General features: G+C 62.3%; 8 protein-coding genes and 1 pseudogene. 5 read left to right on the top strand and 4 right to left on the bottom strand.

Translation table 11 applies throughout. The features are described 5' to 3' along the window. The first annotated feature begins 83 nt into the window (after positions 1-83). The 4 genes from OIN59_RS01375 to OIN59_RS01390 all read left to right on the top strand — a co-directional run bounded on the left by OIN59_RS01375 (position 84) and on the right by OIN59_RS01390 (position 4,796). Positions 84-881 carry an enoyl-CoA hydratase/isomerase family protein gene (locus tag OIN59_RS01375; RefSeq protein WP_274106350.1) on the top strand — a complete coding sequence of 266 codons (798 nt, stop codon included), beginning with the start codon at positions 84-86 and terminating at the stop codon, positions 879-881. 282 nt (positions 882-1,163) lie between these two features. Continuing rightward, complete coding sequence (locus OIN59_RS01380; RefSeq protein WP_274106352.1) at positions 1,164-1,937, top strand: pirin family protein; 774 nt, start codon at positions 1,164-1,166, stop codon at positions 1,935-1,937. Between the two features lie 18 nt (positions 1,938-1,955). Beyond that, positions 1,956-2,699 carry a gamma-glutamylcyclotransferase gene (locus OIN59_RS01385; RefSeq protein WP_274106353.1) on the top strand — a complete coding sequence of 248 codons (744 nt, stop codon included), beginning with the start codon at positions 1,956-1,958 and terminating at the stop codon, positions 2,697-2,699. A 237-nt stretch (positions 2,700-2,936) separates the two neighbouring features. Next, positions 2,937-4,796: a beta-galactosidase gene (locus tag OIN59_RS01390; protein ID WP_274106355.1), complete on the top strand. Its 1,860-nt coding sequence runs from the start codon at positions 2,937-2,939 to the stop codon at positions 4,794-4,796. Between the two features lie 100 nt (positions 4,797-4,896). On the opposite strand, the gene OIN59_RS01395 is transcribed toward OIN59_RS01390, so the two are convergent. Then, positions 4,897-5,961, bottom strand: coding sequence for a recombination-associated protein RdgC (locus tag OIN59_RS01395; protein ID WP_274106357.1), 1,065 nt, complete (start codon positions 5,959-5,961; stop codon positions 4,897-4,899). A 333-nt stretch (positions 5,962-6,294) separates the two neighbouring features. On the opposite strand from OIN59_RS01395, the gene OIN59_RS01400 reads away from it, so the two are divergent. Continuing rightward, positions 6,295-6,867, top strand: a complete 573-nt coding sequence (locus OIN59_RS01400) for a Spy/CpxP family protein refolding chaperone (protein WP_274106359.1) — start codon at positions 6,295-6,297, stop codon at positions 6,865-6,867. Positions 6,868-8,059: 1,192 nt separating this feature from the next. Here the strand turns inward: OIN59_RS01400 and OIN59_RS01405 are convergent. From OIN59_RS01405 to OIN59_RS01415, 3 genes and pseudogenes are all read right to left on the bottom strand, one after another. Further along, positions 8,060-12,957, bottom strand: a pseudogene (locus tag OIN59_RS01405) (EAL domain-containing protein). 377 nt (positions 12,958-13,334) lie between these two features. Continuing rightward, entirely contained in the window at positions 13,335-14,435 is a 1,101-nt protein-coding gene (locus tag OIN59_RS01410; protein ID WP_274106361.1) for a 3-deoxy-7-phosphoheptulonate synthase, read from the bottom strand. Positions 14,436-14,625: 190 nt separating this feature from the next. Then, complete coding sequence (locus tag OIN59_RS01415) at positions 14,626-15,138, bottom strand: C40 family peptidase (protein WP_274106363.1); 513 nt, start codon at positions 15,136-15,138, stop codon at positions 14,626-14,628. Positions 15,139-15,249 lie beyond the last annotated feature (111 nt).

Below are 15,249 nucleotides of genomic sequence, written 5' to 3' on the forward strand. Positions count from 1 at the left end.
AGAACTCATTGTTCACCGCGCAGATCGCTATCAAAACAGGAGCTACTAGCGCTTTATCAATAAGCGCTATAGGCCAATTTGACATGAAAACTACCGCCGCCGCCCCTACCGCCCCCCTGCTGCTGGAACGCAACGGCGCCATCGCCACGCTGCGCTTCAACCGGCCCGATGCGCTCAACGCCATCGATGTGCCCATGGCCAACGCCTTCCTCGCAGCCGTGCAGACCGTTGCTGCCGACCCTGGCGTGCGCGCCGTGGTGCTGTGTGGCAACGGCAAAGGCTTCATGGCCGGGGGCGACCTGACCACGCTGCGGGCCAACCCGGTGCAGGGCGCCATCGACATCCTCACCCCGCTCAACGCCGCGCTGCCACTGCTGGCGCAGATGAACGCACCCGTCATCGCCCAGGTGCACGGCGCCGCTGCCGGTGCGGGCCTGAGCCTGCTGCTGATGGCCGACTACGTGATCGCCGCTGAAAGCGCACGCTTCAACCTGGCGTATATCAACCTGGGCACTAGCTGCGATGTGGGCGCCTCATGGGCGCTGCCGCGCATCGTGGGCCTGCGCAAGGCGCTGGAGATTGCGCTGCTGGGCGAGGCCTTCGCCGCCGACGACGCCCTGCGCCTGGGCATCGTCAACCGCGTGGTGCCTGCGGCGGACCTGGAGACTGCCACCGCCGCCCTGGCCCAGCGCCTGGCCGCTGGGCCCACCGTGGCCTACGGCGCCATGAAGCGCCTGATGCGAGCATCGATGGACCGTGCGCTGCCCGAGCAACTGGCCGCCGAAAAAGACGCGTTTGTGCACTGCGCGGGCACCGAGGACTTTCGCGCGGGGGTGGAGGCGTTTCACCAGCGCCAAAGCCCGTCGTTTGCGGGCCGATAGTTTTGAGCCCTTTCGCACACCACGCTTTCACCTGAAGGAATGCACTGCTCACGGCAGTGTCTCGCATCGCGCTTACACACCGCGAGATTGATGGGGCGCGTACACCATTTTCAGCAGACCCGTATTGGTCTCGATTCCAGAACACTCCGTCTGCGCTTCCCTGGTTTATCCAGACAGCCCCACCCGTTAAAGTTCTCACATGCCATCGTCCAGTCTGCGACAGACAGCACCAAAAAAGACTTCCAGCAAAAAGCCTTCAGCCAACACCAAGACATCTGCACCATGATCACCGTCCGCGCTGCCAGCGACCGGGGCCTGTCCTCCACCGGCTGGTTGCACAGTGCCCACAGCTTTTCGTTTGGCAGCTACTTTGACCTGCGCCACCAGGGCCATGGCAACCTCCTGGTGCTCAACGATGACACCGTGGCACCCGGCCAGGGTTTTGGCACGCACGGACACCGGGACATGGAAATCGTGAGTTATGTGCTCACGGGCGCATTGGCCCACCAGGACAACCTGCACGAACGCACCGAGCAAGGGCCCGGCACCGCCGCAACATCGGGGCCACCAAGTCCTGACCCAACAGAAGCCCCCACAGGCATCCTGCGCCCTGGTGACGTGCAGCGCATGAGCGCGGGCTGGGGCGTGCGACACAGCGAGTTCAACGCGCTGCCAGACCAGCCCACGCACTTTCTGCAGATCTGGATCAAGCCCCTGTTCACAGGCATCCGCCCCAGCTACGCGCAAAAAAACTTCCCGCCCTCAGACCGCCGAGGCCGCCTGGTGCGCATTGCCTCGCGCAAGGGAGAAGACGGCTCAGTGAGCATGAACGCCGACGCTTCTATCTGGGCGGGCTTTTTGGATGGCGATGAAACCGCCACGCAAGTGCTGAACCCCGAGCGCCTGGCCTATGTGCATGTGGCCAAGGGCATGCTGCAGGTCAATGGCATCGCGTTGTCCGGCGGCGATGGCGCCTTGCTGGACGGCGAGAGCACGCTGACCCTGCACAACGGCAGCGACGCCGAGGTGCTGGTGTTTGACCTGGCGCGCCGCTAAGCTGATGAGACTGACTGCATGACACCCGACAACGCATTCCTTCACCTGCCCGAGCTGCGAGGCCAACTGACCCCTGCCCACGCCTCGGGCCTGCGGCTCACCGACGAGGTGCTGGCCGAATGGGACGCCCAGGCGCGCTGCGAGGGCCTGCCCGCCCACTGGCGCCTGCCTGACGGCGAGGTAGAGCGCTCCCGCAGCGAGGTGCTGGCCGCCCTCCGGGCGCAACAAGACCCCCTGTGGGTGTTTGCCTACGGCTCACTGATGTGGAACCCGGGCTTTCATTTCGACGAAGTGCGCCGCGCCCGCCTGCCCGGTTTTGCGCGCCGCTTTGCGCTGAGCACCACCATCGGCCGAGGCACACCTGATTGCCCAGGCCTGGTGCTGACGCTGCAACGCCGTGGCGAAGCAGACCCACAGGACTGCGAGGGCCTGGTATTTCGCATCCCGGCCCCACTGGTGGATGACGAATCCCGCCTGCTGTGGCGGCGCGAGATGATCACCGGCGCCTACTGCCCGCAACTGCTGCCGCTGCCAACGCCCCAAGGCGAGGTGCAGGCACTGGTGTTGGTGGCCAACACGGCCCATACCCATTACCGGGGCGACCTGTCGATGCAGGCCACGGCCGCGACCATTGCAAAGGCCTGCGGGCGCGTTGGCAGCAACCGGGACTATCTGGAGCAGCTGGTGCGGCAGTGTGAACTGCTAGGGATTGTGGATAGGTATGTGCACCAGTTGGCAGCGCTGGTGCGAACAAAGGCTTGAAGGCTGATCGCTGATCGCTGTTCGCTGTTCGCCACTGCACTCCCCCCTGTTGCAAGAGGACGCCCAAGCATTCACCAGCCAAAGGCTCTCAAAGTCCATGAAACAATGATGGCCAGACGCTCTTTCTGTGTTCTCTAACAGTGCAAAACCGCTCGAGGTTCAAAAACCTCTGCACGTCAAGTTGCATGCTGCCATACAACTAAAGCAACGCTTCGAATTCAATAAACCGCCTACCCAATGAAAAAATTACTTTGCATCGCGGCTCTTCTGATTTCTTCTGCCGTTTTCGCGAGCAATCCAGTCAATGAAAGCCCCGTTTCAAGCATCATCTTGATGCCATGGGACATTTCAAACAACAACAATCTTCCCAAAGAATTGAAACAGAAGGGATTCAATCACATCACCTTCTATCTCAACTGGAATGAAATAGAAAGAGAAAAATCTCAATACGACTTTTCGCATTACCACAAATATCTGGACAACATTGTCAACAGTGGCATGTCACTCATTCTCGTGCTAGATATGGGTGGCCGTCCATATATCAACGAAAGTGGAAAGGTGGTGAAAGATGAATACACCATGCCCACATGGATTTACGCGAAGTATCAAGACTATTTGATGAAGAACTTCTCGGAAAATCATCAAAAACAAGCCGATTTTTCAGATGGCCCCGTCAGAAAACACTCTACAGAATTCATTGCAAACACGGTTTCTCATTTCTCCAAACGATACCAAGGAAAAATATTGGGTTTTGCCATCGGCCTTCAGGAGGAGCACGAAATCAAGTATGGACAGACAGGCTATCAATGGCGTGACTATAACGACAGAACGCAACTTGACTTCAAGCAGAAGTATGGAGAAAAACAACCCATCATTAATTACAACAACGAAATAAAAAATGGCCTAGCCAATGCAGAACCTCTTCTGTATGCCCACAAAGAATACAGAGAAAATCGTCTCAAGGATGCCACATGCGCCTACGCCGAGGCCATCCGAGACCAAGGTGCCTTGGCCATGGGTTATTTTGCAGAAACATTCACGTCACATGATGGCATTTACGCGACGGGGGTTGTAGAGAAACTGGCCCCCTGCATCGACATCGCCGTCATTGACTACAATTTTTACGATGGCTACCAGCTTGTCCCAGATTCCAGCGTATTGCCGACGCTGGCAAACTACATGGGCTCTCTGGGCTACAAAAAAGTTCTGGTGGGTGCCTATGCCGAGCAGTGGGAGAGAAAAAACAAGACCCTTGATCTGGTTCCTGTGATCAACCAGACAATCAGTGAATCACTCCTTCAGAACAATGTCATTGGTTTCGAGATTGGTGGACTCCAGCAACAGCAAGCTGCAAAAAATGAGTCCGCAGCGATTGACATGAAAAATCTGGCTGCCATTTTCTCCAAGGCTTCACACCAAAAACAGCCTGAAAAAGAAAAGAAATTCAGGATTGGTATCCTGGGTTCTGCAACAAACTTCTACGTCTGGCATGGCGAACGGAGCGGTGGAAGAAATATCCATCGCGATGCACTTTTTGAATCCTTCAAACTATTGAACAGCCAACCCGATATGGATGTTCAACTGATCGGGGAAATAAACCTGCTTCAGGACGACCCCCTCATCAATGGTTTTGATGCAATACTAGTCCCGCATCAGGTTGCACTACCAGTCAGCATCAAATCAAAACTCACCAACTACTGGAAAAATGGAGGGGCACTCATCCAGGACATGCGGCTGGGAGAGTTTGATGAAAACGGAAAACCCACGTTCGACTGGATGCACGAAGTATTTGGTATCGAAAAAATCAACTGGAAAAAACGAGGTGGCATCTTCATGATGGGCGATGATATCTATCGCCTCAAGCCATCGCGCCGCTTCTATACCGGTTATGCCTCCATCACCCCCCGCGCTGGCTATCAACTGCTGGCCACAGACATCATGCAACGCGACAGCGGAATCATGGTGCGGGGAGAACGGACACTGGCCTTCGGTTTGATGCCACAGCTTGTCGAGGACCATACGCAAGGGGCCTGGAGAAAACTTTTCGTCCAAGAAATCAGGAACGTTGCGCAAAAAAACAAACGCCTGTCCAAGTGATACTGGCAGCTCGGCTGTTTCACCCCTTACAGAAAATAAAGCGCACCGTTACAAACTGCGGTCCTTGCCCGCAATCCGAGCCACAGAGAGCTTGATCAACTCAAAACGGCGCCGCCCCCGGATCCGTGTCCACCGGGGCCTCCTGGGGCCCGGTCACCACACCACCGCCAGCTGATTTGCGTGCAGGTGCCGTGGGCGCCGAAATCCGTGGCGTGGCGGTGGTCGGGACTGAGGCGGAAGCCGCAACAGCTACAGCCTGCGCCGCACCCGCCACCCCATTCTCGGTCTCCCCCCCCAGCGCATCGATCAGGTCCGGAATCAGCTTGACCAGCTCGCCCGTGGCAATCGCCACGTCGGTGTCAAAGCCGCCGTCATCTGCCTTGGTGCCTTCAAACACCGTGTCCAGGAACGACACTTTCTTGATCTGCAGGCCTTCGGTGAGCATGAAGCTCACGCGGTCGTCCCAGGTGAGGGCAAGTTTGGTCGGCAGCTTGCCAGCGTCGATGTGGGCCTGCACCTCCTCGATGTCGAGTGGGTGGCGGGCGTAGCGCACCACGGCTTTTTCCTCGTTGGCACTTTTCAGTTCGCACTCGCGGTCCACCGTGAAGCCCACGGGTGGCTCCTGCTCCTTGAGCCAGTGGGCCATGGCAGCCTGTGGGCTGGTCTGGGTGTCGAGCAGCGACACCGACAGGCCGGGCAGCGATTCGACCAATAAGGTCACCACTTCATCGGCACGGCCCTGGCTACCGGTGTCCAGCACCAGCAAGCGCGAGGCCGTGTCGATCCAGATCCACATCGACCCCTGCTTGGTGAAGGCCATGGGCAGCAGGTCCAGCTTGGCCTCGTCTTTCAGCTCCTTGCTTTCCTTCTTGCCGGGCTTGCGGCCGGTTTCCTTTTCGATGCGCTCGGCCTTTTCCTTGACCTTGCGCGCCAGCACGCTGCCGGGCAGCACCTTGGTCTCGACCATGAAGCGCAGGATCCACTGCCCGCCCACAGACTCGACCAGGGGGCCGTGCAGTTCGCCCCGGGGGGGCACCCAGCCCAGTGACTTCTCCTGCGTGGCACCACATTCCTGAAACGGGGCCTTGGCCAGGACCTCTTCCACTTGCGTCAACTCGACCTGCCATTGCGGGGCAATGCGGTACACGATCATGTTCTTGAACACGGAAAACCTTTGGTTGGGGTCGCTGCGAACAACGACACGGACACGGAACCCGCCATTGTCGGCGGTCGCCACCCAGGCACTGGGCCGCTGGGGAACACACCGCCCCTGGGTAACTTCGAACGCTACGCAATCAATAGCAAACAAAGCATATGACACAAGCGCATCGTCTGCTATTTGCTCAAAAACTGCCTTGTGCTGCTTTGCAAGCGTTCGCCACAACTTTACACAGCCTCACCCAACACGCACGGTGGCGACACGTAGGCGGCAGACACTGAACTCCAATCGCTGAAACGGTCGTTGCAGCGAGCTCACCACCGTGAAAGGACTCTCACCATGGCATCCCGCTTCTCCCACCACATCTCTCACCGTATTGCCGCCACCGCCCTGCTCGCTGCCATGGCACTGCCCGTGCTGGCCCAGCAGCCCCCTGCCACCCCACCGGCATCGCCCGCAGCCTCAGCCAAGGCCGCCGAGGGCCGCCATGAACGCCACCATGGCGACATGGCACAGCGCCACGCCAAGCGGCTGACAGACCTCAAGACCCAGCTCAAGCTGACCCCCGCCCAGGAACAGGCCTGGACCACCTTCACCACCGCTATGCAACCCGGCGAACGCCCCGCCCGCCTGGACCACCAGGACATGGACAAGCTGACCACCCCCGAACGCATCGACCGCATGCGGGCCATGCGCTCCCAGCACGCGGCCGAAGCCGACCGCCGTGGCGAAGCCACCAAGGCCTTCTATGCCGCGTTGACGCCCGAGCAGCAAAAAACCTTTGACGCCCAGGCCCACCGGGGTCACCCCATGGGTGGCATGCGGGGAGGCGAAGGCCGCCACGGGCACGGAGACCACCACGGCGGCATGCGCGGGGGCGAAGGCCGCCCGGCCCCCGCTCCGGCCAAGTAAGGCCCCCCGGCTAGGCTGACAGTCCCACAGGCCCACACCCGCCAACCCGGCGTTCTTCACCGAACGCCGGGTTTTTTGTTGTGGTGGCCAGCCCGATACGGTGCTCGGGACAGCTCCACCCACCACGATTGTGGATAACCCTGGGCACAGTTCCGGCACAACCAGGCAGTTATCCACAAAAAAAACCGCTGCCCAAAAGTTGTTGTCGGCGAGCCCCGCACTTTGTGCAAGCCGCCCCACATACTTTGCAGCGATGCAAGTGCGCGCCAGCATTGAAGAAAAAGCGCTTGTCCACACAAACAGGCTTGCTCTACTACTACTGCTATTTATATATAAAGCTATTAAAGAATAAACAGAACCCTAACTCCGGGATCCTGATCACTCCCCTGTGACGTCACGTGACATGCCGTTTGGCCGGTGGGGAGACCTTGCCAGCAAGAACATCACCACCAGAAGATGGTGGCAACAGCATGGCCCGCCCCGCCGACAGCCCAGGCCATCTCGGGCATCCACAGGAAGTCGTTATCGGACGAAACGGCTCCCATACCTGGCGAGGGGGATGTGTTGCCCCAAGGCAGCCCAGCGCAGCTTCAACCATCGTCTGGGCAGGCTGAGACCATGCCGCCAATGCCCCAGAGCCATTGCGGTACAGAAGGCGGTGCGCCACAAAACGCTCAAATTACTATCAATTTGAGAGCAAATAAAGCACGTGATACAGGCGCTACCCGCCGTTTTGATAAAAATTTACAGCACGCTCGCACCCGGTGCGTAAAACTGGGGATAGTTTTGGCACAACCGGGGGCTTATCCACAGATAAGTGCGATGCGCTGCTTTTGTCCCCGCCCGAGCGACAACGGGAGCAGGGCTTGGTGCACAGGGTTGGCGGCAGGCTAAGTGCGCGCCAATGCAGACAAAAACGCAGTTGTCCACAAGCCAGGCCGCCCTCTACTACTACGACTATATATTTATAAAAGAAATAAGAAGAAGACAGAGAACAACTGGGGAGGGACCACCGGCCGAGGCTGATGGGCGCAACGGGTGCGCCAGACGTACCCGTCCTATCGTCCGAATCGTCCGCAATGGTCCAAATGGACTGAAGGGCCTGAAAAGGCTGTGAAGGACCGCAGACAAAAAAACAGGCCGAGGCCTGTGGCGCGGTGCAAAGCAGGCCCGGAGGGGCCTCAGGGGGCCGTTATCCCTGCGAGGTGCGCAGGAAGCTGTCCAGAACGTCCACCGATAGCGCCTTACTGAACAGGTAGCCCTGGTAGAGCTGGCAACCCGCGCGGGCCAGCAGCGCGCATTGCTCGGGGGTTTCTACGCCTTCTGCGATCACTTCCAGCCCCAGGCTGCGTGACAGCCCGATGATGGTGTCCACAATGGCGGCGTCGTTGGGGTCGGTCAGCAGGTCGTGCACAAAGCTCTGGTCGATCTTGAGTTGATCGAGTGGCATGCGCTTGAGGTAGCTCAGGCTGGAGTAACCCGTGCCAAAGTCGTCCAGCGAGAAGCCCACGCCGTACGACCGCAGCGCGGTCATGGTGGCGATGGTGGTCTCCATGTCTTCCACCAGCAGGCTTTCGGTCAGCTCCAGCTTGAGCTGGGCCGATGGCGCGCCGGTGATGGCGAGCACACGCGCCACATCGTCCACAAAACTGGCATGGCGGAACTGGCGCGAGCTTACGTTGACGGCCATGGTCAGGTGCGACAGTGCGGGGTCGTTCTGCCAACTGGCCAGCAGCTTGCAGGCGGTGTGCAATACCCAGCGGCCCAGGGGCAGGATGAGGCCGGTCTCTTCGGCCAGCGGGATGAACTGGGCGGGCGGCACCATGCCGCGCTGCGGGTGGGCCCAGCGCACGAGTGCCTCCACCCCCACGCAGCGGCCTGACTGGTGGATCTGCGGCTGAAAGTGCAGCAGGAACTCCTCTTGCACCAGGGCCGAGCGCAGGTCGGTCTCCAGCCCTGCGCGTGCCGTGACCACGGCCTGCATGTCGGGGTCAAAAAAGCGCAGCGTGTTGCGCCCGGCCGTTTTGGCCTGGTACATGGCCAGGTCGGCCTGCTTGAGCAGCTCTCCCACTGTGGTCTGCTCCCCCGTGAAGGGGGCAATACCAATGCTGGGCGTGCTGCGGTACTGGTAGCCCTGTAGCGCATAGGGCACGGCCAGCATGGCCAGGATCTTTTCGCCCACCCCCCGCGCGTGCAGGGCCAGTTCGTGGGGTTTGGGGCTCAGCTCTTCCAGCATCACCACAAATTCGTCGCCGCCCAGTCGGGCCACGGTGTCCACGCTGCGCACACAGGTGTTCAGGCGCTGTGCCACCTGTTGCAGCAGCAGGTCACCCTGGTCGTGGCCCAGGGTGTCGTTCAGGGTCTTGAAGTTGTCCAGGTCGATGAACAGGAGCGCTCCGCCTTGATGGCGCCGTTGTGCCGCAGCCAGTGCCTGGTGCATGCGGTCCATGAGCAGCATGCGGTTGGGCAGGCCGGTGAGCGCGTCGTAAAACGCCAGGCGCTGGATCTCGCGCTCGTTGGCCTTGCGCTGGCGGATGTCGGTGTTGATGGCCAGGATGGACTGCGGCTGGCCGCCGTCGCCACGCACCAGCGTCCAGCGGCCTTCCACCTCGATGGTGCTGCCGTCGCGGTGGCGCTGCACGATCTCGCCGGTCCATTCGCCCTGCTCCAGCACTGCCTGCATGGCGTGCCGGAAATGGGTGGGGTCTTCGTAGAGCAGCGTTTCGATGGACTGGCCCAGTGCCTGCAGTTGAGACCAGCCGTACAGGCGCTCGGCGCTCTGGTTCCAGAAGATGATGCGGTGCTCCAGGTCACGCACCAGGATGGCGTCCTGCGCCTTGTCCAGCAGCGAGGCCTGGTGGCGGATTCGGGTGTCGGCCAGCTGGCGTTCGATTTCGGACGAGGCGCGCGCGGCAAAAATCTGCAGCGTGGAGGTGATGAAATCCGTGTCGGCAATCGCCTGGCGGAACAGCACAAACACAATGCCCACCACCTCGCCATCGGCATTGCACAGCTGCTGGCCCACGTAAGCCTGGGCGCCCAACTGGCGCAGCACAGGTGCTTCGGGGTAGAGCTGCTGCACCTTGTCGATCACCACATGGGTGCGTTGCGACATCAGCAACAGGCTGGGCGTGCCCGCCAGGCTGTATTCGTCGTTGGGCAGCATCTGGCCGTCGAGCACGGCGGCCAGCGTGACCACCCGGGGTGGCTCCTGGTCCTGCGACTGCGGTAGCAGTTGCACCAAGCAGCCTCCCTGGGCATCCAGCGCATCGGTCATGTTGCGCACCAGCTGCACAAAGAACTCGGTGCCCGTACTGGCCGATACGGCCGCCGCCACCTTGAGTACCGAGGCCTGCAGCCGCTGCTGCGCCTTATGTGCGCGCAGGCTGGTGATGCCGATGGCCAGGTCGTTAGACAGTTCTTGCAGCAGTGCCGCTTCTTCCGGGCTGATCTGCAGCACGTCGGGCGCATACAGGTACAACAGGCCAAAGCTGCGGTCCTGGGTGTGGTCGCGCGCATGTTCTCGCAACGGCAGGCAGATCACGCCGTGAAAGCCATGATCCAGCATGCGCTCGGTCCAGTCGGCAAAGTCGCCTTCGGTGCGGATGTCTTGCACGATCACTGGCTGGCCGGTCCGCACCGCTATGCCCGCGGGCCCCCGGCCGTAGGGGTCGTCGGCCGACCAGCTCAGGTCCAGGTTTTCCAGGTAGTTTTTGTTGTAGCCCGCATGGGCCACGGGCCGGATGGACTTGCGCTCATCGTCCAGCGCAAGCCCCACCCAGCCCATGCGATAGCCGCCAATGTCCACCGCAATCTGGCAGATGGCCTGCAGCAGCGCGGTTTCAGACGTGGCGCGCACCAGGGTTTCGTTGCACGCGCTCAGCAGGCGCTGGGCACGGCCCATGCGCGCCAGCTCGCGCTCGGTGCGCAGCCGCTCGGTAACGTCGGTGGCCAGCACCTGGCGGGCTGGTTGCCCGTTGAAGCTGATGCTACCCGCCGTGATTTCCACGTCCATGAAGGTGCCGTCCTTCTTCACATGGCGGCTGATGACCGGCTTGTTGCGCTGGCTCATGGGGATGGCGTCGATGGACGCACGGATGGCATCCCGCCGCTGGGCCGGCCACAGGTCGGTCATCTTCATGGTCAGCAGCTCGGCCTCGGTGTAGCCGTAGTGGGTTTCCATCGACCGGTTTACAGCCACCAGGCGCTGGGTCTCCTTGTCGTACACCCACATGGGGTGCGGGTGCTCGTCAAACAGCATGCGGTATTGCTGCTCTGACGCATGCAGTTGCCCGGCCACATGCCGCAACTGCACCATGGCGCCCAGCGACTCGGTCAGGATCTCCAGGTGCGCCACATCACGGCGCGAAAACGCATTGACCTTGTCAGACGTGACCTTGAGCGACCCCACGATGGCATCGCCACTGCGCAGCGGCACGGCCATCACTGACCGCACGCCGTGGCGGTGGGGCATGGAGGCCATGTCCCAGCCCTCGGCCTCGGTGTCGTTACACACCACGGTCTGGCCTCTGCTGAGGGCAGGCCACAACAGGCTCTCGTCCACCGCCAGCAGGTTGCCCACGGGCCGCACATGGTCACCGGCCGAGGCCTGCGCCACCAGCTGGGACCCCCCTGCAACAGCTCCACCATGGCACCACGCGCTGCTGTCTGGCGCAACACGGTGTCAGCCACCAGTTGCAGCACCTCGGGCAGCGGCATATCCAGTGACGAGATGCGCTGCTGCACCTGCAACAGTTCGGCATGGTTTTGTGCGTCGCGCTGGGCGTCCAGGTCGGCCAGCTTCTGGGCGCTGATGTCGGTCATGCCGCCCACCATGCGCACCGCCTTGCCCTGCAGGTCGCGGATCAGAAAGCCCCGGTCCAGCACCCAGGCGTAGCTGCCATCCCGCCGGCGAAACCGGTATTCGTCCGACCAGTGGTTGGCCGTGCCATCGATGGCGGCATGGATGCCCTGGAGCACCGCGTCGCTGTCATCGGGGTGCAGCCGCAAGGTCCACGATGTGCTGTCGGACGGCAGCTGGTCCAGGGGCTCGCCAAACAGAGTTTGCATGCCCTCGTTCCACCACATGGCATCGGTGTGCAGGTTCCAGTCCCACACGGCATCGGCCGTGGCGCGCGATACCAAGTGAAAGCGCTCTTCGCTTTCGCGGCGGGCCTGCTGGGCCTGGTGCTGGGCGGAGATGTCCTGAAACGCGCCCTGCACCTGCACGATGCAGCCCTCACCATCACGCACCGCCTGGCCCGTGGTGCGCACCCAGAAATGTTGTGAACCCGGCGTGACGAGTTCGGCCTCCAGGTCAAACGGCGTGCCGTGGCGGATACAGTTTTCAAACGCCGTCTGCATCGCCTGCCGGTGAGGTGGCAGGTACAGCCCCAGGATCTGCTCCACCGAACCCATGCGCCCCGTGATGCCAAAGGCAACGGCGATCTCCTGCGACCAGTTCAGCTGCAGGCTGGGCAGTTCCACGATCCATCCACCGATGCGGGCCACCTGCCCGGCTACGCGCAGGGTTTCGCTCTGGACCACCAGCTCGGCATGCATCTGGTCGCGCTGCTGCACCAGGTCGGCCAGCACCTGCTTTTGGCGGCGCAACTCCAGTTGCACCATGGCCTGTTCGGCCAGAATGCGCAGACCCTCCAACTGCTCGGCCTTGATGTGCCGGGGGATGGAGTCCAGCACCGCCAGAGTGCCTAGTGCCAGCCCTTCGGGCGTGACCAGCGGCACGCAGGCGTAAAACCGCACATGCGGATACTGGGTGACCAGCGGGTTGTGGGCAAAAACGGGGTGCTCACGCGTGTCGTTGATCACCAGGGGCTCGCGGCTGCCGCTGAGCGCATGCGCGCAGAACGCGATCGCGCGTTCGGTTTCCTTGAACGGCACACCCACTGCGGCCTTGAACCACTGCCGGTCGCTGTCCACGAAGTTGACCACCGCCATCGGGCACTGGCATACACGTGCTGCCAGCGTGGCCAGTTGGTCAAAGCTGTCTTCTGCTGGAGTGTCGAGGATCGCGTAAGACTGCAGTGCCTGGAGCCGTGCGGCTTCTGCGGTGGCTTGCGCTGGCGGCATGGTCAGTCCACCGTGGCGCCGCTGCATGCGCACCCACCCAGCCTGGTCAGTGTGACCAGTCCATCAGCAGCGGGGCGGTGAGGCAATGTTGGCAAGGCAATCGGGTAGTAGGTGGGTGCGCGCAATGCTGCCGCACCGCGCGCATGAGTCCTTGGCACAGCCAGTGTGGCAAAGAACGTCAATGCTACACCGCACAGCCCTCGCTTGCGATGCGCGCCCATGGGGGTTTTCCCAAAAGACACGGTGTTCTGATCTGGGGCAGTCACCCACGCAACCTTCGCGCAGCACGAGGCTTGCTAACGTGGCCCCATGCAGATTCAGAACTCGCACACTTGGGGGCTACATGCCCCTCAGGGCTGATCGCTTCGCGGCGCCCGTCAGGCCTTCTGGCGCCGCGCTCGCACCGCTGCCGCCAGCCCTTCAAGCACCGGCACGGTCTGCGCCAGGCTGATGCAGGCATCCGTCACCGACACGCCGTGCGCCAGCGGCTGGCCGGGCACGATGTCCTGGCGGCCTTCCTGCAGGTGGCTCTCGATCATCAGACCGGTGATGCGTGCATCGCCAGCGGCAATCTGCTGGGCCACTTCTGCCGCCACGGTGATCTGGCGCTGGTGTTGCTTGCTGCTGTTGGCGTGGCTCACGTCGATCATCACCTGCTCGCGCAGGCCCGCGGCCTTCAGCAGCGCACAGGCTGCGTCCACATCGGCCTTTTGGTAGTTGGGCTGCTTGCCACCCCGCAGGATCACGTGGCAGTCCTGGTTGCCACGGGTCTCAAAAATGGCCGCCTGGCCCATCTTGGTCATGCCCATGAAGGCGTGCGACGCTTGCGCCGCCTGGATGGCGTCGCTCGCGACCTTGATGCCACCGTCGGTGCCGTTCTTGAAGCCCACCGGGCAGCTCAGGCCGCTGGCGAGCTGGCGGTGGCTCTGGCTCTCGGTGGTGCGCGCGCCAATCGCGCCCCAGCTCACCAGGTCGCTGATGAACTGCGGTGACAGCAGGTCCAGAAACTCGGTGCCCACGGGCAGCCCGGTGGCCAGCACGTCCAGCAGCAGCTGGCGCGCCAGCTCCAGCCCCTCGTTGATGGCAAAGCTGCCGTCCAGGTGCGGGTCGTTGATGTAGCCCTTCCAGCCCACGGTGGTGCGGGGCTTTTCAAAGTACACCCGCATCACGATGAGCAGGTCGTCCTGCAGCGCGTCGGCCAGTACCTTGAGCTGGTGCGCATATTCCATGGCCTGGGCATGGTCGTGGATGGAGCAGGGGCCCACCACCACCACCAGCCGGTCGTCCTGCCCGTGCAGCACGCGCGAGATGGCGGCGCGGCTGGATTCAACCAGCGTCAGGGCCGCATCGGGCGTGGGCAGCCACTCTTGCAGCAGGGCGGGCGTGATGAGGGGGCGCACGGCCTTGATGCGCGTGTCATCAATGCGGGTGGTGTCGTGGGTGGAAATGGGGGTGGCGGAGCGGTGTGCGTGGGTCATGGTGGCCCCGATTGTCGCGGAGCCCGGTCACAGGCTGAATCGAGGCACGTTGCTAGATACCGGCGCGGCCCTCGCGCGAGACGCAGAGCAAGGGCCGCCCCGCAGCGAGTGCGTCGTCCCCCCGCCCGCATTGCGCAGCGATGCGAGAGCAGGGAGAAGCGGCGAAGCCGCTCAGGGGGGGTGTCCGAATTCAAGGTCTTCGGAACGCCGCATTCTGCCGTGCCCAATGGCGCGACTGCAGTTGGTCCAGCCGCACGGTGCCGCCCGTGGACGGTGCGTGCACAAAGCGCCCTTCGCCCACGTAGATGCCCGCATGGCTGGGCTGGCGGCCGGTGCCAAACACCACCAGGTCACCCGCGCGCAGTTCGCTGCCATCGATGGGGTAGCCCCAGGCGTTGAGCTGGGCCACCGTGCGCGGCGGCGGCGTACCCACCTGGTTGCGGTACACGTAGCCGATCAGGCCGCTGCAATCAAAACCCGAGTCGGGGGTGTTGCCGCCGTAGCGGTACGGCGTGCCCACCAGGCCCAGCGCGTGGATGGCAATGTCGTGCGCCTGCTCGGGGGTGAGCGGCGGAGCGGTGCGTGGAGGGGCAGAGGCCGAGGGCGGCGAAGACGGTGACGGAGGCCGCGATGTACCGCAGCCGACCAGCACCAGCAGGGCGGCGGTGCAGGCGGCAAGGCTCAAGCTGTGAAAGGCGCGCATGGGCCGAAGGGTAACGGATGGCGCGCGGTGCTGGCCCCTACTCCACCGGCTGCCTGGGGATATTGGTCAAAAGTGCCGCCAGCGCTTGTCCTTAAAGCGCCAGCAGCTATC

The organism is Acidovorax benzenivorans (assembly GCF_028680575.1).
GTDB lineage: Bacteria > Pseudomonadota > Gammaproteobacteria > Burkholderiales > Burkholderiaceae_C > Acidovorax > Acidovorax benzenivorans.

What these genes read in the sequence shown, in the direction of transcription:
- OIN59_RS01375 (WP_274106350.1), top strand. Translation starts at nt 84, where the DNA reads ATGAAAACTACCGCCGCCGCCCCTACCGCCCCCCTGCTGCTGGAACGC.
- OIN59_RS01380 (WP_274106352.1), top strand. Translation starts at nt 1,164, where the DNA reads ATGATCACCGTCCGCGCTGCCAGCGACCGGGGCCTGTCCTCCACCGGC.
- OIN59_RS01385 (WP_274106353.1), top strand. Translation starts at nt 1,956, where the DNA reads ATGACACCCGACAACGCATTCCTTCACCTGCCCGAGCTGCGAGGCCAA.
- OIN59_RS01390 (WP_274106355.1), top strand. Translation starts at nt 2,937, where the DNA reads ATGAAAAAATTACTTTGCATCGCGGCTCTTCTGATTTCTTCTGCCGTT.
- OIN59_RS01400 (WP_274106359.1), top strand. Translation starts at nt 6,295, where the DNA reads ATGGCATCCCGCTTCTCCCACCACATCTCTCACCGTATTGCCGCCACC.
- OIN59_RS01410 (WP_274106361.1), bottom strand. Translation starts at nt 14,435, where the DNA reads ATGACCCACGCACACCGCTCCGCCACCCCCATTTCCACCCACGACACC.
- OIN59_RS01415 (WP_274106363.1), bottom strand. Translation starts at nt 15,138, where the DNA reads ATGCGCGCCTTTCACAGCTTGAGCCTTGCCGCCTGCACCGCCGCCCTG.